This is a genomic window from Candidatus Hydrothermales bacterium (assembly GCA_039630235.1).
Taxonomy (GTDB): Bacteria; Hydrothermota; Hydrothermia; order Hydrothermales; family JAJRUZ01; genus JBCNVI01.
On record JBCNVI010000001.1, the window covers coordinates 283086 to 302922 of the forward strand.

Sequence of the window (19837 nt, forward strand, 5' to 3'; positions counted from 1 at the left end):
GGTAACAACAGATGGAGCGCCCTACTTTACAGATCTTACAAAAATGCCACACCTCCTTGTCGCAGGAGCAACCGGTAGTGGAAAGTCGGTATTTATTACCTCTATTATCGTTTCGATTATTTTAAAAAGCGAACCGGACGAAGTTAAACTTATACTTCTTGATCCCAAAAGGGTCGAACTTTCAAGATTCGAGGGGATCCCCTATCTTTTGACAAACGTTATAAACGAAAGTAAAAAAGCAACGCAAGTTTTAAAACTTGCCACAAATTGGATGGAAGAGAGATACAAAATTTTTGCAAGAGAAGGAGTAAGAGATATAGAGTCGTATAACAAAAAAGTAAATAAGAAGATGCCTTTCATAATAATAATAGTTGATGAGTTTGCTGATTTGATGTTACAGGAAAAAAGTAAGATTGAATATTACATTACAAGACTTGCTCAAATGGCAAGAGCTGTTGGGATTCACCTTATAATTGCTACTCAAAGGCCATCAGTTGATGTAATAACAGGAACGATAAAAGCAAACTTCCCAGTCAGAGTATCTTTTAGATTACCAACCGTAGTTGATTCAAGAACAATCCTTGATGTTGCGGGAGCTGAAAAATTACTCGGAAGTGGTGATATGCTCTTTATTCCACCAGGAAAAAGTGAACCTATAAGATTACACGGAGCCTTTGTATCTGATGAAGAAATTGAAGAACTTGTAAGAAGAATTTCAGTGTCTTATCTTATCAAAAGATTTTATGAAATTTTAGGAAAAAAAATTACAAAAGAAAAAGCAGATCTAATTTACGAAAAGGGTTATATTCCTTTTATAACGGGGCAGAGAAAAGAAGCGATAGAAGAAGTTAAGGAAAAACTCTTTAGTATTTTAAATAGTTATTTTACAAACTTTGAAGAGTTTAATGAAGGCTTATCTTTACTAAACGAAAATTATTATGAAAGACCTGAGGATATCACGTTTTTAAGTGATGAGGAGGGTGTGGAGACTATTGATATTGAGGGATTAAAGGTTGATTCACTTATAAAGGAGGCTGCAGTAATAGTGGTTTCAAATAAGAAGGCTTCAGCTACTTTACTTCAGAGAAAACTCAACATAGGTTTCCCCAGGGCAGCTAAAATTATTGATCAACTTGAAAAGCTTGGTATTATAGGGCCTCCTGAGGGGTCTAAGCCCAGAAAAGTACTTGTTACTATAGAGGAACTTTCAAAAATATTTAAAGAGTGAGAATACTTTTAACTGGGACTACAGGTATGTTAGGTAGTAAAATTCTTGAAAAAGTTAATTATGATTTTATAAAGCCTACGAGAAAAGACTGTGACCTTTCTAAGCCCTATGAAGTAGAAAGTTTTTTAAAAAAATTACCAAGTATTGACGGAATATGGCACATAGCAGCATACACTGATGTTGAAGGAGCGGAAGAAAAAAAAGAGTATGCCTTCCTTGTTAATTGGATATCAACAAAAATCTTAACAGATTTTTCAATTAAAAAAAATATAAGAATTCTCTATATAAGCACAGATTATGTATTTGATGGTTACAAAAGAGAGCCTTACAGTGAGTGGGACACTCCAAATCCATTAAATATCTATGGGAAAAGTAAGCTTTTTGGAGAAAGGGAAGTATTAAGAAACAGAGACTCTCTTATAATAAGGACTTCGTGGCTTTTTGGTGAAAAGGGTGAGAATTTTATTACAAAAATTATAAATGGGGCAAAAAAGAAAAGGGAGTTAAAAGTTGTAATTGATCAGTGTGGTTCTCCTACTTATACTGAGGATCTTACAGAAGGGATAGTTAGGTTATGGACAAGTGAAGAAACTGGAGTATTTCACTTCTCAAATAAAGGTGAGGTCACAAGGTTTGAACTTGCAAAAGAAGTTATAGATCTCCTTAACTTAGATGTCCATATAATCCCTTCTACGTCTGAAGAGCTAAATCTTAAAGCCAAAAGACCTTCCTATTCTGTTCTTAGTACTTTTCTTTTTGAAAACAAAACCAATATGAAAATAAGGACTTATAGAGAAGCTCTACAGGATTATCTAAAAGGAATTTTTTAAAACTCTAGTTTAGGATAGTAAGCCCATCAATAGCATCACTTACGAACCGGTGATCTTGTGTATAATCCCGTAAACATTTATGAACCATAAAAAACAAAAATGGAAGTGAAAAAGGACACAATCGAGTTTAGTGGTAAACCAGTTTTTTTCCAAATTCTTAAAATCCCGTTGAGAAGATTTTATATTAAAATACCGGAAAAAAATTCCAGCGGGATTTACTGCTGGGGGTCTTACTCCGCGGGAATTTTTCAAAAATACTGGCAAATTCACTTCAATTATATGTTTAAATTCTTTTTACTCTAAAATGGCCCTAATCTTTAAAAATTTATTTATAAAAGCTTTTACCTTATAACCTATATTTGCTATTTTTTTATGTAAGAAATCGAATTTTTAACTCTAAATTTTTAAAACTTGGTAATATCAAATTCGTTTTAAAAGGTTAAAAAGGAGTGGCTGCTCTACTTTGAGTAGAAGGGTTCTTATTTTTTAACCTCTTGTTTATGTATACGGACTTCAGAGCAAAGTTAAGATAGAAAATGAGGAGGAAATATAGACTTAATCTCTGCTATTAAAGAAAATTTTGATATAATACATGTTCACTGGCCCTTTCTTCATATTATTTTTGTATTAGTTATGAAAATAATAAAACAAAAGCCACTTATCTGTCCTTTTCATGATGGAGAAATAATTTTTCCTGAAAAAATGCCATTTTTACAAAAGAAAAATTATCGAAATTAATTGGATTTAAGAAGAAGGTAAGGTAGCGTTGCTCCCTTTGGAATAGCTTTAAAAGGACTTGGGGGAAGAAAAAAGAAAAGGACATTTAAAATCTGATGAATTAGAATGGAATAGGGTGTTCCTGTTTTTACTACAAATGCGGGTGGTATTCCTGATATTATGAAAGGCGGATTCAAAATAATAGGCATTGAAAAAATGTATCTAATTTTTAAAAGTAGGATTTACCTTTGCCTATGCAATAGAACAAATCAAGGAAGAAAATTGGATTTTCAGTATTTAATCTTGGAACATCTGTAGAGTTTATAAAAGAACTTTTTTCTCCCTGCTTTTCTTTTTAAACTGGGAGCTTTATATAAAGGTCAAAAACACCACATTACATCAAAATTCTTATTCCCTTTGACAATTTATCTTTTTATGCGGGATTTTTTCTGCTTTTAGATTTGGTTTTGGCTTAAATCGTGTAGCAGTGTCTCTTGATTATGTAGTTGTCCCAATTTGAGATTTCCTCGGTAATTGACCCTAAAAAAGTGAGTGTAACGTATAGGTTTGTCATATAAAATCATGAACTAAGCAATATATACCTCAACTGAATTTTCATCTTGATAAATTTGGTTTTGCAAATTGTATAAATTTTGATGGCAGTAGAATAGAAAAGTTGATATACTGATTAAATCAACGTTAAATCTTTTTGGTTCGATAGGATTTTTAGGATACCATTTCACAAAGTACTTTTCCACCAAATATCTTAGTTAGTCTCTACACTTTCATTTATTAAAAAATATATTAATTTCCAGTCTCTTTAAAGCAATCCTCTCTTAATTTTTCTTCTGCATCAACTTTCTTTTTAATTAAATTAGTTAAACTTTATTTTACGGTGAATTTAGTTTCATAACTTTAAATGGGCCAAATACTTTTTTGCCTGAATAAACATAGAGAAAATAAATTCCCTCCTTTAAATCTCTTATCTTTTTGTCCGAGAGCGTCACTGAAAAAGTATAAGGATAGTTAACTGAATAAACTAAGTCACCTGTATGGCTATAAATAATTATTTCCATCTTTTCTTCAAGAGGCTTTAAAAATTTTATAGTTAAGTTATTTTTAAAGAAAGAAGAAATAGAAAGAATTTGCGGTTCTTCTTTTACTGGACTAGATTTGAATTTAGGATTGCTATCCTGCTCTCCGAGTAATGAACCCCTCTCAAATTTTGAAATAAAAATGTCACCTCCTCCATTTATTCCTCGGAAATAGGCACCACCTGGATTGTAAGTAGGAAAATTGGTAGATCCAGTCTCTCCAGTTACAAAAACATTACCTGGGACATCAGCTCTTATTGAATTGCCATAATCCCAACCACTTCCTCCGTAATAGGTAGCCCACTGCCTTACTCCTGATTTGTTAAACCTTAAAATAAAAGCATCAGATCCTCCTGCGTTTGTTCCCTGGAAATAAGCATCACCACCTGGATTGCGAGTGGGAAAATCGGTTGAGTTAGTATATCCAGTTACAAAAACATTACCTGAAGCATTAACTGTTATTGAAAGACTCCCGTCACTATCATTTCCCCCATAATAAGTAGCCCATAAAAGAGCAAGCGGCGGATCTATAACTGAATTTTCTTTTTTGCTAAAATTTTTAAATTTAATGGAAAATTATTCCATGCCTGTCTTTTTTATAAAACACCTCAAACTCTCTTAAACTGCTCTTCCCAAAAGACCTTAACTCTCCATCCTCTATCTTACCTAAAGGCGTCGAAAAAGTAAGCTTTTTACCATCATCTTTGAGCTCCACATCAGCACCAGTTACCCTCATTTTTATCCTCGAAACATCTCCTCTCTTTTTCACCTCAAACTCATGATGAACCTTTTCACCATCATACCTCCATACCCAATCAATACCAGGATAAACATCCTTTATCCTCACTTTCCTATAAGTCATAACCCAAAGAACCCCACCAGGACACGAAGGTAAATAATAATTGGAGTATCCAGGTAAAGGCTCTTCATAACTTATGTTTTCCTCCCTTAGCTTCGAACCAATTAATTCAATATCAATCCTTGCATACTCTGTATTACGCTCTGAAGGCGTATAAATCACATAACTTACTCCCTTTTTTGTTATGAATATTCCATATCCCTCAAGCTTTGCTCTAAAAAGAACATCATATACAGTAGTTCCCTCAAAACTCTGAACTTGACCAAAATTTTTCTCAAAGCCTATGTACCTATTCATCCACTCCCTTATCTATTCATTTGTACCTTCGGATTGATAGCCCCATAGGGAACATAGCCCTAATATTTGGATAGAACACAAGATTTTTATTATTTTTTCATCACACCCCCTGCTTTGGACTATGAATTATAAATCATAAAAAAATTTTTCAAGTTTTTCAAAACTTGAGTTGGCTAATACAAAACCTAACCGAGGTGATTAAAAAAGAAAGCAGTCTATAAAATAAGCATTACATTCCGAAAAAGATAAATTAGGGTAGTGGCCGGTTTTCCTGACTAATCCTCATATAAGCTTCTATCCCAGTAGACAAATTTCTATTTAAAACACTATAATAAAACAGGGACAGGAGGGACGTATGAGTGTTACTCTTATCTTTATCTTAGCTCAAATAAGTATAGATTTCATAATAAAAGAGTGCGAAAAAAAGTGGGAAAGTATACGCACATACACCTGCATCTATGAGAGTTATCAAAAAAAAGAAGATAGGGAGGATAAAAGGAAATACTACGTTGAATTTAAAAAACCTCTATGGATAAGACTAAAAGTCCTTGAGGGAAAAGATAGCGGCAGTGAAGTCCTCTATAACCCTGAAAAAAACATTGTAAGGGGAAGAAAAGGAGGAGTGCTAAAAGGAATTGTCCTAACTTTAAGCCCAGACGATAAAAGAGTAACCTCTCTTAGAGGATTTAAATTATATCACGCAGGAATAGGCGAAATTTATAGAAGAATGTTTGAATATTACAAAAGAGGATTCCCCTCAAGAATTTTAGAAACATTTAAAGAAAAGGGAGTTGAAGGCTATAAGATTGAATTTGAAGTTAAAAGCCCCCAAGAATTTTTCGGATGCACAAGAGAAGTCTTCTGGATAACAAAAGACTTTATCCCCTATAAATGCGAACAATGGGACGAAAAGGGCGAATACGTTCTGCGCTCTGTATTTTTAGAAGTTAATATAAACGTCAAAATAGACGAAGAAAGATTCAAGTTGTAAAAATATTAAAAAAAATTTAAGAATAACAGAGTGCGTAAACTTTTTCAAATTTATCTACAATAATTTCCCAGGAGAAATTTTTAATAACGAACTCTCTTGCATTTTTAATAAACTTTTCTCTTAAATCGGAGTCTGAGGCAAGTTTTTCCATCGCTAAAGCAAGTCCTATAACATCCCTTTCTTTAACAAGTAAACCATTATAACCATCAATTACTATATCGACGATACCACCTACAGAGGTAGCAATTACAGGCAAACCAAAATACATAGACTCTATTAAAACAACCCCAAGACCCTCTGTATCACCCTTTGAATCTATAATAGCAGGTAAAACAAAAATTGAAGACGTAAGATACTCCCTCAAAAGCACTGATTTATCAACAAATCCAAGAAAACTTACCTTTTCCTCTAAGTTTAACTGCTTAGTTAGTCTCAAAAGATCTTCCTTTAAGGGACCATCACCAACTATGCAGAGCTTGTATTCACTATACTTTTCACAAAAAATTTTAAATGCTTCAATTAAGTATCTTACACCCTTCCTTTCAACCAACCTCCCCACAAAAAGAATTTTTTTCTCTTTAACATGACTCTTTTCCTCTAAATTTAACTCCAAAAAATCAAGGGAAACACCAAATGGAATAACTTTCGTGAACTTTTCGGGAAAGTTGAAATTTTTTATTAAGGACTTTGTATACGAAGAATTTACAGTAACAAAACTCGATTTTCTTATAAAGTATCTAAAAAAACTGAAAATAATTTTACCTAAAAGCTTATTCTTTGTAATGTTTTTCAAAAAAATTATCTCAGCACTATGAAAGGTAGATACAACAGGTTTTTTTAAAAAAACCTTAAATAAGTAACCGAAGATAATATGTGGAATTGGCCAATGCACATGAATCACATCAATCTTAACCCTCCTAAAAAAATTTCTGTACTTAAAAACACCCCATATCCCCCCAAACAAATAAAAGGGAACTAAAAAATAATAAAATACACTCTCCTTTAACCTTTCAGGAATAGCTACATCATGCGTTAAAGTTTCAAAATTCGAAGTAAAATATCTAAATCTAAAAACTTTAAAACTATTGAAACTCCTCTGCTTTAACCCCCTATAAGACGAAGTGTAAACATAAATTTCATGACCCCTTTTCTCTAGCTCCTTTAAAAACCTAACAAGCCAAGGAGTTATAACATCACCCCTTCTCCTTGGAAACGCAGTACACACCGTCAAAATTTTCATTTAATTATGAATTTTCTTATAATTAAGCAATGAAATTCAATAGATCATTTATACCAACACTTAGAGAAAACCCAAAAGACGCCGACAACCCGGCTTACGCCCTCCTTCTTAGAGCAGGATACGTAAGAAAAATCTCAGCAGGAGTGTTTCTATTTTTACCACTCGGTCTTAGAAGCATAAGAAAAATTGAAAAAATAATAAGAGAAGAAATGGATAAGATAGGAGCCCAAGAGATGCTATTTTCAGCCCTCTCTCCTAAATCAATCTGGGAAGAATCTGGAAGATGGGAATCTTTCGGAAATGACATGTTTAGATTAAAAGATAGAAAAAACTCTGAGTTTGCCCTCTCACCAACACATGAGGAGATTGTTGCCTTCCTTGCAAGAGATGAAATTAGATCCTTTAGAGAACTCCCTCAGATATGGTATCAGATCCAAACAAAGTTTAGAGATGAACCAAGACCAAGAGGCGGACTTTTAAGGTGTAGAGAATTTTCCATGAAAGACTCCTACTCACTTGATGCAACCTGGGAGGGATTAGATGAGTCCTATAATAAACACAAAATGGCCTATGAGAGAATTTTCAAAAGATGCGGACTTAAATTCCACTTTGTACAAGCATCTTCAGGAATAATGGGGGGAAAGGAATCAGGCGAGTTTATGGTTGAAAGTGAATGGGGCGAAGATAGGCTTGTAATATGCCCAAAATGTGACTATAAGGCAAACATGGAAGTAGCTAAGTCTAGACCAAGAGTAAAAAGTTATGTAGGTGAGGAGAAAAAAGAAAAAGTTTACACTCCAGGTATAAAGAGTGCAAAAGATGTGTCTTCGTACCTGTCAGTTCCCCTTGAAGGTATTTTAAAAAGTATTTTGGTATTAGGAAAAGAGGGACCATTGCTTGCCATAGTCAGAGGAGACTATGAACTACATATCGGTAAATTATCGTCAGTTTTAAATTCTGACATAAGAATAGCTGATCCAGATGAAGTAAAGAATATATTAGGTGTTTCTATCGGATTTGTTGGACCTCTGAACTTAAAAATTCCAATTATCATAGATGAGTTTGCAAATGAAATTGTGGGAGGCGTCGCCGGAGCAGGAGAAGAAGACTATCACATAAAAGGGGTTACTCCTTCAAAGGATTTTAAATTAGAAAAAATTGAAGATATAAAGGAGGCAAAAGAGGGCGACCTATGCTACTTTTGCTCTAGTGAAATAGTCTTTAAGAATGCAATCGAAATTGGACACATTTTTAAACTGGGTACAAGGTACTCTGAAACAATGGGTATTTACTTCACTGATAAAGACGGAAAGAGAAAACCGGTAATTATGGGAAGCTATGGCATAGGATTAGGTAGAATTCTTCTTTCTACCGCATCTTTATATATGGACGAAGACGGACTTTCCCTCCCCATTACAATAGCACCCTTTGAGGTACATATAGTAGACTTCGGTTTGGATAAAACTATTACTGAAAGAATTGAAAAAGAACTTAAAGAGGTTGATTTAGATTATTTACTTGATGATCGAGAGGAAACACCAGGTGTAAAGTTCAAGGATGCCGATTTAATTGGAATTCCTGTAAGAATAACTTTAGGTAAAAAGGTTAAACAAGAACTTGCAGACATCTATTTAAGAAAAGAAAAAGAAAAAATTGAGGTAAATTTAAACGACCTAAAAGTTAAAGTAAAAGAAATAGTTGAAAAAAAGAAAAGGGAACTAAACGATGTATGAGCCGCAAAAAATAAGAGATGTTTTAATAAATATCTTAGAAAAAGAATTAGAGGAAGAAAAGATAACTCTTGTAGATCTTAGTGTAAGGGGTCATGGAACAAAATTTAAGATTATTCTTACGATAGACAAAAAGGGAGGAATAACAGCGGAGGACACTAAAAGATGGGCAGAAAGACTTTTATCAATAATTAAAGTTGAAGGTTTAGATATAAAGGTCGATATTGAGGTTACATCCCCAGGTCTTGATAGGGAACTAAGATCAGAAAGAGAATTTATCTGGGCTAAAGGCAAAAAAGTAAAATTAGTCACAAAAGATAGTGAAATTAAAGGCCATTTACTTGATTTTAAAGAAAATTTATTTTATATTGTATTGAATAAAAATTTAATTAAAGTGCCTTTAGAAAAAGTTAAAAAAGTAAAACTATGTGAAATGGAGGATTTTTAGATGAAGGCACGTGAACTAATTGAGTACGTAGATCAAATAACGCGCATTAGAAGAATCGACAAAGAATACGTTTTAAAATCTTTAAAAGACTCCTTTGAATTAGCTATTAAAAAATATTATAGGGATAACGCCTTTCCAATTGAAGTTGAAATTAACGAAAAAACCGGCGAGATAAAAATTTGGATTTTAAAAAAAGTCGTCAATGAGGTAAAAAACCATAATTACGAAATATCCTACCAAGAGGCCAAAAAAATAAAACCTCTTGTGGTCCCAGGCGAAAACATTAAAGTCGAGATGAGCCTAGAAGAACTTGGAAGAGGAGTCATATACAGAATGAGAGAAATGTTTACAAAAAAAATAAAAGATGCTGAAAGAGAGAGAATTTATAAAGATTTTGAAACAAAAATAGGAGAAATAGTAAGAGGTATTGTTCAAAAAGTTGATAAATCCGGAGTTTACCTTGGGCTTGGTAGAGCTGATGGCTTTATGCCTCCTGAAGAACAAATTAGAAAAGAAAAGTATAGAATAGGAGCTGAAGTTAGAGGACTTGTTCTAAGCGTTGAAACATCTGGAAAAAGACCCCTTGTAAAAATATCGAGAACTCACCCAAATTTCTTAAGAAAATTACTTGAATTAGAAGTCCCAGAAATATTAGACGGAATAGTGGAGATAATGGGTATTGTTAGAATACCGGGAGAAAGAGCAAAAGTTGCCGTTAGATCTTTAGATCCAAGGGTGGATCCACAGGGAGCCTGTATAGGAATCAGAGGATCAAGAATTCAAATAATTACAAGAGAGCTCGCAGGCGAAAAAATTGATATAATTCCCTGGAGTGAAAATAAATTAGAGTTTGCAAAAAATGCCCTTTCCCCATCGAGACCTTTACATGTTATAAGGGAGGAAAATAGGATTATAGCTGTTGTTCTTGATGAAGAAATAAAAGTCGCAAAAGGCATTGGTTCACAAAATGTACAACTTGCTTCAAAATTGATTGGCGAAGAAATTTGGGTGATCTCTCAAAGTGAATGGGAGGGAAGAAAAAAAGTATTAATAGATGAAATGATTATGCCAGAAGAGATTAAAATAGAGTTAAAGAAAGAAACAGATGGTGTATTCTCTATACACGAACTTAGAGGGAGATTAAAAACACTGAAATTAGAGGAAGATGAAATAAAGAAAATAATAAATGAAAACAAAGAAAAATTCGAAAGATGAAAAAAGAAAAAGAGACAAAATCAAAAATTAATAAGCTTGAAGAACAAAAGGAAAAGAAAAAAGAAAAAAAGAAAAAAGTAAGGGATCTAGCTAAGGAACTTGAAATGTCCACCAAAGCATTAAAGGAATTAATGAAAGAAATTGGAATTGAAGTAAAATCTCATACGAGTTTCATCGATCAGGAAACGGAGAAGAGGATCAGAGAATTCATCGAAAGAAGAAAAACAGAAGAAATGGAAATGCTAAAAAAGAAAAAGGAAATATGGGGAGAAGAAGAAAAAACAGAAAAATATACCGAAAAGGAACCCATCCTTACCGAAGAAGAAATAGAATCAAAATTAAAAGAAACACTCTCTAGACTAAGAACTGGCCCAAAAATAAAAAAGAAAATTAAAAAAGAAAAGGAAGAAGAAAAAGAGGAAATTTTAGAGGAAAAAGTAGAAAATGTGCTATATATTCCAGGCGCTCTTACTGTTGCAGAGTTTGCAAAAATGATGGGCGTAGATCCAGTAAAAGTAATAGAAAAATGCATTTCACATGGCCTCTTTGCCACAATCAACCAAGTCCTCGATATCGACACAATGATGATAATAGGAGAAGAACTCGGATTCAAAATAGAGGTAAAAGCAGAAGAAATAGTTGAGGAGAAAAAAGAGGAATTAGAAGAAAAAAGACCCCCAGTTGTCACTGTTTTGGGACATGTGGATCATGGCAAAACCACTCTCCTTGACTACATAAGAAAAACTAAATTAGCAGAAAAAGAACCAGGTAGAATAACTCAACATATAGGTGCCTACCAAATTGAATACAATAAACAAAAAATAACATTTATTGATACTCCGGGACATGAGGCTTTTACAGCTTTAAGAGCAAGAGGCGTAAAGGTAACTGATATTGCCCTTTTAGTTATTGCAGCAAACGAGGGCGTCAAAGAACAAACAAGGGAGGCTATCTCCCATGCAAGAGCTGCCTCTGTCCCCATAATCGTTGCAATCAATAAAATGGACCTTCCTGATGCCAACCCTGAAAAAGTAATGGCAGAAATAGCCGAAGAAGGACTAGTTCCTGAAGAATGGGGAGGAAATACAATCGTAGTCCCAATATCAGCTAAAACAGGAATGGGTATAGATAACTTACTTGATGCCATTTTATTAGTCGCCGAAGAACAGAATTTAAGAACAACATATAAAGGAAAGGCAAAGGCCGTCGTTATTGAGACTAAGCTCGATAAAGGTAAAGGGCCACTTTGTACAGTAATAGTGCAAAGAGGTGTTCTGAAAAAGAAAGATCCTATACTTGTAGGCACTACTTGGGGAAGAGTTAGGAATTTGTACAACGAATGGGGTCAAACTATGGAAGAAGCCTATCCATCAACTCCATGCGTTGTACAAGGCTTAGAAGAACTGCCTTCTCCTGGCGATATTCTCATAACAATGGACTCAGAAAAGGAAGCAAGAGAAGAGGCAGAAAGAAGAAAGGAACTTAAAAAAGAGCAAATCAAAAGAGCTGAGCTCCAGACAGCCTTAACAAATATTCAGGAAAAAATTAAAAAGGGCTTAGTAAAAGAGTTACCCGTTATAATAAAAGCAGACACACAGGGATCTGTCGACGCCCTTTCTGATACCCTATCGAAAATGGTTTATGAAGAAATAAGAGTAAATGTAATACATAAAGGGGTAGGAATTGTTACCGAAAATGATGTTCTACTTGCATCTGCCTCAAACGGTATAATACTTGCGTTCAACACATCTATAGACTCGAAAGTAAAAAATCTAGCTAAGAATGAAAGAGTTTTAATTTTAGAACACAAAATTATTTATCATGCATTAGATGAGATCAAAAAAATCTTAACTGGTATGCTTGAACCAGAAGAAATAGAAGAAATTGTTGGCCAAGCTGAGGTAAAGAAAGTTTTCAAAGTTTCAAAATTTGGAGAAGTAGCTGGATGTATAGTAAAAAGTGGGAGAATAGTAAAGGGATATACAGCCAGAGTTAAAAGAAACGGTAATGTAATTCACGAAGGTATAATCGACTCTTTAAAACACTATCAAGAAGACGTTGAGGAAATTGAATCCGGTAAAGAATGTGGGATCCATATTGTAAAATATGAGGAAATTAAAGAAGGAGATATAATTGAAGTATTTATAAAAATAAAAAAAGAAAAGACTCTAGAATGAGCATAGGAGGTTTAAGAGTTGAAATTTTAATTCAAGATAGCTTTTCATTAAAAGAAAAAAGAAAAATTTTAAACAGCTTAAAACAAAGAATTTTTAACAATTTTAACGCTTCAGTAGCAGAAATAGACGACAGTGAATTGTGGAATAAAAGTACACTAGAGATTGCAATAGCAGCAAAGGACCAGTATAATTTAAACGATAAAATTTCAAAAATAAAAAACTTTTTAATGAAAGAAAACGGAATAGAGGTACTAAAAATAGAGGTGCTTTAAAAGACCCAATTTGAAAACCTATAGACCCGAAAGAGTATCAAAAGAAATAATGAAAGCGATAAATGAGGTAATAAGAGACGACTTAAATGACCCCAGAATTTCCAACTTAGTTATACTTGAGGTTGAAGTCTCAAACGATTTAAGGAGAGCCAAGATATACTATACAAAATTAAAAGATGATCAAGAAGAAAACATTGACAAAGTTTTGGAAAAGGCAAAAAGTTACATAAGAAAAAAAATAGCAGAAAAAATTCAACTAAAATTTGTACCCGAAATTTTCTTTATAAGGAGGTAAAGTGATATATGGCAGAAAAAATAAATGGCTTCCTCAACATAAAAAAACCAAAAGGTTGGACAACTTACGATTGCGTAAGACACGTTAAAAAAGCAATAAACCAAGAAAAAGTAGGACACGCAGGTAATTTAGATCCACACGCAACCGGCGTAGTAGTCATAGGCATAGGAAAAGCAACAAAACTTTTACCCTATGTTATGGAACTTGAAAAAGTATATATAGCTGACGTGAGGCTCGGAATACTAACTGACACTTGGGATATAACTGGTGAAATCATCCAAAGGAAAGAAGTCCCTGAATTTACAAAAGAAAAATTAGAGAAAGTGATAAAGGAATTTGAAGGAGAAATAGAACAAATTCCACCACCCTACTCAGCTGTCAGAAAAGGTGGAAAAAGACTTTATGAATTGGCAAGACAGGGTATAATAGTAACACCTAAATCTAAAAAGGTATTCATAAAACAGATAAGTCTTTTAGATGTTAGAAAAAACGGTTTCACAATTAGAGTAACTTGTTCAAAAGGAACCTACATAAGGGCACTTGCTAAGGATATTGCAGAAAAACTGGGAACAGTTGGCGTAATTGAAAATTTGTTAAGAGAGAGAGTAGGACACTTTTACATAAAAGAATCTATAGATCCTAACGAAGATCTCCTTTCTCATATAAAGCCACTAGAGTACGGTGTTCTCCACTTTGGAGAAGTAACACTCAAAAAGAGCGCTGTAGAAGACTTTGAAAAGGGCGTTCCAATTCCTTTTACAAGCTTTTTAAGATTTTCAGCAAATTTAAAGAGATTCTCATTTGTAAGAGTTTATGATGAAGCAAAGAACTTTATAGGAATAGGTCAAATAGACGTAGAATATTTAAATCCAAGAAAAGTTTTTTCAAAATTCGAGGAATTACCTCAAATTGAAGATTTATAGGATCGAGTTCCCTAATTTTCCAAACACAGAAAGAGAAATTGTTTTAATAACAGGCAACTTCGATGGTATTCACCTGGGACATAGGCTTTTAATTGAAGAAGGAAAGAAAATCTCGAGGATTTTTAAAAAAAAATTAGTTATTTTAACTTTTGAACCACATCCCTATCTCTTTTTTCATAAAAATCAAAAAGATTTTCTCTTAAATACTCCTGAAGAGAAAATTAAATTAATCAAAAGTTTAAAAGTTGACGAATTATGGATATTAGATTTTAACGAAAAACTTGCCGAAACCTCTCCAGAAGATTTTTTAAGAGAACTTTTTAAGACTAAAATATCGAGACTAATCATTGGTCCTGATCACACCTTTGGCAAAGATAAAAAAGGCAATATATTTACTTTATACGAATTTTCAAAAGAAAAGGGCATAATTCTTTCACTTTTCCCCTTTGTTAAAAATAATAACAGGAAAATATCAAGCACAAGAATAAGAGAACTTATTAGAAAAGGAGAAATAGAGGAAGCAAATAAGTTATTGGGATATAAGTTTTTTATAAATGGAGAAAAAATTAAAGGTTCTGGCAGAGGAAAAAAAATTGGCTTTCCCACAATAAATTTAAAAGTTTCTGACCTGAAGGTAAAACCTAAAGAGGGAGTTTATATAGTCGAGTGTTATAAAAGTAACCAAAAATTTCAAGGCCTTCTATACTACGGCAGCCGTCCCACTTTTAACGAGAAAGAAAAAGTTTTTGAAGTTTACCTCTTTGACTTCAAAGAGGAACTTAAAATAAAAAACTTAAAGGTAGAATTCTATAAATTTATTAGAGATGACATAAAATTTGAAAATGAAACTGAATTAAAAAAACAAATTGAAAAAGATGTTAATATAGGGTATACTTTTTTTCTAAATAAGGGTTCAAAGCCCTCAAAAGAGCTTTAATGAAATGTTAGATAAAGAAAAAAAGAGGGAAATAATTGAAAAATTTAAAATAAATGAAAAAGATACAGGAAGCGAAGCTGTCCAAATTGCCTTAATAACAGAAAGAATAAATTACCTCACTGAACACCTAAAAAAACACAAAAAAGATGTACACTCTAGATACGGACTTATAAAACTTGTCGGTAAAAGAAAAAGACTCCTAAATTATTTAAAAAGAAAAAACTATAAACTATACTCAAAAGTAATAAACGAACTCGGACTAAGAGGATAAATTGAAATCCTATAAAATTAACTTAGATAACTCGGAGATAACTATAGAAGTAGGAGAGATCGCAAGACAGAGTCAAGCCTCAGTTTTAGTTAAAAGCGGAGAAACTGTTATATTAGCCGTGGCACTATCCTCTCGTAAAACTGAAAAAACCGACTTTCTCCCCTTACTTGTCGAATATAGAGAACAAACCTTCGCAGCTGGCAAAATACCAGGAGGATTCATAAAAAGAGAGGGAAGACCCCGAGATAAGGAAATAATATACGGACGAGCCATAGATAGAAGCATAAGACCTCACTTCCCTAAAGACTTTACTGACGAGGTAGAAGTAATAGTTTTGCTTCTATCCTACGACATGGAACATGAGGGCGACTTGCTCGGTATAATCGGATCTTCCTGTGCCTTAACTATATCTGATATTCCATTTCTCGGCCCCATTGGTGCTGTAAGAGTAGGAAAAATAAATGGAAAATTCGTAATAAACCCCACAAAAAGTGAACTTGAAAAAAGTGAATTCAATCTTCTGGTATCTGGGAATAGAGAAGGCATAAGTATGATAGAGTTTCAAGGAAAAGAGATAAAAGAGGAAGAGGTACTCGAGTCTATAAAGTTCGCAAAACCCTACATTGAAAAGCTAGTCCTGTTTCAAGAAAACATTCAAAAGGAAATAGGAAAAGACAAATACGAATACAAGAAAATAGAAATTGACGATGAAATCATAAGAAGAATAAATAACTATAGAGATGAACTAGGAAAAAAATTATTTATTCAAGAAAAGGTATTAAGAACAAAAGCACTAGAAGAACTGAGAGAAAAAATAGTTGGAGAACTAATCAAAGATTTCCCAGATAAAGAATTAGAAATAAAAATAGCACTAAATGAGTGTGAAAAAAATATAGTAAGAGAAAGGACAGTAAAAGAAAAAAGAAGAATGGATGGAAGAGCTTTAAACGAAATAAGACCAATAAGATGTGAGGTCTCAGTTTTACCAAGAACACACGGATCAGCCATATTTACAAGAGGCGAAACTCAAGCCCTCTGTGTTACTACTTTAGGAACTAAAGAGGATGCTCAAAGACTAAGTGAACTTGAAGGAGAAGAAGTGAAAAGATTTATGCTCCACTATATGTTTCCTGGATTCTCAACTGGTGAGATTTCTCCTTTAAAGGGACCATCAAGAAGAGAAATAGGTCATGGTCATCTTGCCGAAAAAGCTATAGAACCACTTATGCCGCCAGAAGAAAAATTTCCATATACAGTAAGAGTTGTCTCACTTATACTTGAATCTAACGGTTCAACTTCAATGGCTTCTGTGTGTGGAGCCTCACTTTCTCTTATGGATGCTGGAATTCCAATAAATGCATCTTGCGCAGGAATTTCAATAGGATGGATGGATTATGACGGAGAAGATGTTTTACTTACCGATATAATAGGCTCTGAAGACCATTACGGAAATATGGATTTTAAGGTAGCAGGAACATATAAGGGAATTACAGCTATACAACTTGATATAAAAAAGACCTTTTTACCAGACCATCTTTTGGAGAAAGCACTCTTTGAAGCAAAAAGAGCAAGAGAATTTATACTCCAAACTATGTCCAAAACAATTAAAGAGCCAAGAAGTTCGATTTCAAAGTATGCTCCAAAGGTAAGAGCCTTCTTTATACCAAAGGAAAAAATAGGCGAGGTAATTGGACCTGGAGGAAGAGTAATAAAGAGAATAATTGAAAAAACTAACGTAAAGATTGATATAGATGATACAACAGGTGAAGTATTCGTCTACGGTGAACAAAGTGAGAATGTTGAAGAGGCCCAAAGGATGATAGAAGAAATAGTCCAAGACGTGAAGGTCGGAAAAATTTATATTGGAAGGGTAAGAAGAGTAGAAAACTTTGGTGTTTTTGTCGAGATTATTCCTGGAAAAGTTGGACTCTTACATATCTCAGAATGGTCGCCTTATAGACCAAAAAATTTACTCCAAGAGGTAAAAGTTGGAGATGAAATAATCGTAAAAGTAATTGAAATTGACGAACTAGGAAGAATAAAACTATCAAGAAAGGGTATCGATTATAATTTAAAAATTTATAAAGAATAATTTTAAAGGGTTCAAGTCCTTAACTTTCTAAATTTTAAGTCATGTCAGAGTCAATGCTTTTTGAGTTGAAAAAATTTTTCGATTTAGACGATTACTTAACTGATGAAGAAAAATTAATAAGAGATACTATAAGAGAGTTTGTAAAAAAGGAAGTACTCCCGTACATTGGTGAATGGTGGCTAAAGGGTGAATTTCCGAAACACCTAATTCCTCAAATGGCTGAGCTTGGACTGTTTGGCCCAACTATTCCAGAAAAATACGGAGGAGCTGGACTTGGCTATGTTGCATATGGACTTATGATGCAAGAACTTGAGTACGGAGACTCTGGAATAAGAAGCTTTTGCTCAGTCCAATCCTCACTTGCTATGTACTCAATATACACTTTTGGATCTGAGGAACAAAAGAATAAATATTTACCGGAAATGGCTAAAGGCAAACTAATAGGTAGCTACGGCTTAACCGAACCTAACGCTGGAAGTGATCCAGCCTCTATGGAAACAAGGTGTAAAAAGGACGGAAACAGTTGGGTTATTAATGGAAGAAAAATGTGGATAACAAATGGAACAATTGGTGATTTATCTATAATATGGGCAAAAGATGAAAACGATAGAATACAAGGGTTCATAATAGAAAAAGGTACAAAAGGCTTTGAATCAAGAGAAATAAAAACAAAAATTTCGCTAAGAGCATCGGATACCTCCGAACTTATCTTAGATGAGGTGAGGGTTCCTGAGTCACAAAGATTACCTAATACTGAAGGTTTAAAATCCGCCTTAATGCCACTAAATGAGGCAAGATACGGTATCACTTGGGGTTGTGTAGGGGCTGCTTGGGCTTGCTTTGATGAAGCGTATAAACATGCTCTTGTAAGAGAACAGTTTAAAAAGAAAATCGCCTCTTTTCAAATAATCCAACAAAAATTAGTAGATATGTTTGAAAAAATATGGAAAGGGCAACTTCTTTGCCTTCATCTTGGAAGGATGAAAGAAAAGGGTAAAGCAAGGTATATTCACGTATCACTTGTAAAGAGAAACAACACAAGACTCGCACTTGAAGTTGCAAGGGAAGCAAGAGTGATTTTGGGGGCCTACGGTATAACAACCGAATATAACGCACTAAGGCATGCCAACAATCTCGAAAGTGTGCATACTTACGAGGGAACCTATGAAATCCATACTCTTATTGTAGGCAGATATTTAACAGGAATTGATGCGATAGATAGGTAACTTTAATTAATGGATTTTTTTAAATCAGAAGAAGAATTTGTAGAGTTTATAAAAAGGTTTCAAATTCCTCATCCCTATGTAAGGGAGGGAATTGGAGAAGATACGGCTATTTTGGAATTTAATGGTAAAATAATTTCTATCACAACAGATTCTTACTCAGAGGACATACATTTTAGGAGAAGTTATTTAACTTTAAGGGAAATAGCCTATAGGACTGTAGCAGGAGCATTAAGCGATCTTGCAGCTTGTGGTGCAAAACCAATAACTGTTCTTATTTCCCTTTTAATACCTGAAAATTTTAGTAAAAACGAAATAGAAGAATTTTACTCAGGTATTAGTGAGGTTTTAAATAACTTTGGAATTTCGATTTCTGGCGGTGATTTGATAAAGATAAAAGGTAAATTCTCTTTCACGATAACCTGTATTGGAGAAATCAGTGACTATCCAATACTAAGAAGGGGAGCTAAAGAAAATGATTTAGTATGTATAACTGGTGATACGGGAAGAGTTCTCGCGTCACTTGAAATGCTTGAAAATAATATAAAAGTTGAAGAAAAGATAAGGAAAAAATTAATTGAAAAATTCAAATATCCAAAACCAAGAATTGCAGAAATTATAGAACTAAAAGAAAAATTAAGAATTAGCTCTGGTATTGATATTTCAGACGGTATATCAAAGGACGCAAATAGACTAGCAAAAGCCTCTGGTGTAAAAATAATACTGGAAGAAGAAAAACTCCCCCTTTTACCAGAACTTGTTTCTTTTGCAGGCCTATTAAATAAAGAACCAATTTATTATGTCACAAATTCGGGAGAAGAATATGAGGTTTTATTTACAGTTCCTGAATCTGAAGCTAGTAAATTACCAGAGTGGGTAGCCATAATAGGGAGGGCTGAAAAAGGAGAGGGTCTCTTTATAAAAGATAAGGAGGGTAATTTAAGGGAGTTAAAGGGGGGATATGATTTTTTTGAAACGAGTAAGTATTTTTGAAAAAT

Annotated in this window: 18 protein-coding genes; 15 read left to right on the top strand and 3 right to left on the bottom strand. The window is 33.6% G+C overall.

What is annotated here, in order from left to right:
• Together ABDH49_01310 and rfbD are read left to right on the top strand one after the other, a co-directional pair.
• Positions 1–1228: FtsK/SpoIIIE domain-containing protein (locus ABDH49_01310; GenBank protein MEN3045615.1), on the top strand; the 1228-nt coding region annotated here is incomplete at its 5' end.
• The gene (gene rfbD, locus ABDH49_01315) at positions 1225–2058 is read left to right on the top strand and encodes a dTDP-4-dehydrorhamnose reductase (GenBank protein ID MEN3045616.1); all 834 of its coding nucleotides are present in this window, start codon (positions 1225–1227) and stop codon (positions 2056–2058) included. The genes ABDH49_01310 and rfbD, both read left to right, overlap by 4 nt.
• Positions 2059–3665: 1607 nt before the next feature.
• Here rfbD and ABDH49_01320 read toward each other — a convergent pair.
• Together ABDH49_01320 and ABDH49_01325 are read right to left on the bottom strand one after the other, a co-directional pair.
• Positions 3666–3851: a hypothetical protein gene (locus ABDH49_01320; protein ID MEN3045617.1), complete on the bottom strand. Its 186-nt coding sequence runs from the start codon at positions 3849–3851 to the stop codon at positions 3666–3668.
• Positions 3852–4434: 583 nt separating this feature from the next.
• Positions 4435–5025 carry a hypothetical protein gene (locus ABDH49_01325; GenBank protein ID MEN3045618.1) on the bottom strand — a complete coding sequence of 197 codons (591 nt, stop codon included), beginning with the start codon at positions 5023–5025 and terminating at the stop codon, positions 4435–4437.
• Between the two features lie 355 nt (positions 5026–5380).
• On the opposite strand from ABDH49_01325, the gene ABDH49_01330 reads away from it, so the two are divergent.
• Complete coding sequence (locus ABDH49_01330) at positions 5381–6016, top strand: hypothetical protein (GenBank protein ID MEN3045619.1); 636 nt, start codon at positions 5381–5383, stop codon at positions 6014–6016.
• A gap of 16 nt (positions 6017–6032) precedes the next feature.
• Here ABDH49_01330 and ABDH49_01335 read toward each other — a convergent pair whose 3' ends face one another.
• Positions 6033–7256 carry a glycosyltransferase family 4 protein gene (locus tag ABDH49_01335; protein MEN3045620.1) on the bottom strand — a complete coding sequence of 408 codons (1224 nt, stop codon included), beginning with the start codon at positions 7254–7256 and terminating at the stop codon, positions 6033–6035.
• Between the two features lie 29 nt (positions 7257–7285).
• Here ABDH49_01335 and ABDH49_01340 point away from each other — a divergent pair, with 29 nt between their 5' ends.
• The 12 genes from ABDH49_01340 (at position 7286) to thiL (ending at position 19832) form a co-directional block, all read left to right on the top strand.
• Positions 7286–8989 carry a proline--tRNA ligase gene (locus ABDH49_01340; protein MEN3045621.1) on the top strand — a complete coding sequence of 568 codons (1704 nt, stop codon included), beginning with the start codon at positions 7286–7288 and terminating at the stop codon, positions 8987–8989.
• Entirely contained in the window at positions 8982–9434 is a 453-nt protein-coding gene (locus ABDH49_01345) for a hypothetical protein (protein MEN3045622.1), read from the top strand. Before ABDH49_01340 ends, ABDH49_01345 begins: the two co-directional genes overlap by 8 nt.
• Complete coding sequence (gene nusA, locus ABDH49_01350; GenBank protein MEN3045623.1) at positions 9435–10649, top strand: transcription termination factor NusA; 1215 nt, start codon at positions 9435–9437, stop codon at positions 10647–10649.
• Entirely contained in the window at positions 10646–12826 is a 2181-nt protein-coding gene (infB, locus tag ABDH49_01355; protein ID MEN3045624.1) for a translation initiation factor IF-2, read from the top strand. The genes nusA and infB overlap by 4 nt, the downstream gene beginning before the upstream one ends.
• Positions 12823–13098: a DUF503 domain-containing protein gene (locus tag ABDH49_01360; protein ID MEN3045625.1), complete on the top strand. Its 276-nt coding sequence runs from the start codon at positions 12823–12825 to the stop codon at positions 13096–13098. The genes infB and ABDH49_01360 overlap by 4 nt, the downstream gene beginning before the upstream one ends.
• A gap of 10 nt (positions 13099–13108) precedes the next feature.
• Positions 13109–13393 carry a 30S ribosome-binding factor RbfA gene (gene rbfA, locus ABDH49_01365; protein ID MEN3045626.1) on the top strand — a complete coding sequence of 95 codons (285 nt, stop codon included), beginning with the start codon at positions 13109–13111 and terminating at the stop codon, positions 13391–13393.
• A gap of 8 nt (positions 13394–13401) precedes the next feature.
• The gene (gene truB, locus ABDH49_01370; protein ID MEN3045627.1) at positions 13402–14316 is read left to right on the top strand and encodes a tRNA pseudouridine(55) synthase TruB; all 915 of its coding nucleotides are present in this window, start codon (positions 13402–13404) and stop codon (positions 14314–14316) included.
• Positions 14303–15253, top strand: a complete 951-nt coding sequence (ribF, locus tag ABDH49_01375) for a riboflavin biosynthesis protein RibF (GenBank protein MEN3045628.1) — start codon at positions 14303–14305, stop codon at positions 15251–15253. Before truB ends, ribF begins: the two co-directional genes overlap by 14 nt.
• A gap of 4 nt (positions 15254–15257) precedes the next feature.
• The gene (rpsO, locus tag ABDH49_01380) at positions 15258–15524 is read left to right on the top strand and encodes a 30S ribosomal protein S15 (protein MEN3045629.1); all 267 of its coding nucleotides are present in this window, start codon (positions 15258–15260) and stop codon (positions 15522–15524) included.
• 1 nt (position 15525) lies between these two features.
• On the top strand, positions 15526–17616 hold the full coding sequence (locus tag ABDH49_01385) for a polyribonucleotide nucleotidyltransferase (GenBank protein MEN3045630.1): 2091 nt from the start codon (positions 15526–15528) through the stop codon (positions 17614–17616).
• 65 nt (positions 17617–17681) lie between these two features.
• The gene (locus tag ABDH49_01390; GenBank protein ID MEN3045631.1) at positions 17682–18842 is read left to right on the top strand and encodes an acyl-CoA dehydrogenase family protein; all 1161 of its coding nucleotides are present in this window, start codon (positions 17682–17684) and stop codon (positions 18840–18842) included.
• A 9-nt stretch (positions 18843–18851) separates the two neighbouring features.
• Complete coding sequence (gene thiL, locus ABDH49_01395) at positions 18852–19832, top strand: thiamine-phosphate kinase (GenBank protein MEN3045632.1); 981 nt, start codon at positions 18852–18854, stop codon at positions 19830–19832.
• The last annotated feature ends 5 nt before the right edge of the window (positions 19833–19837 follow it).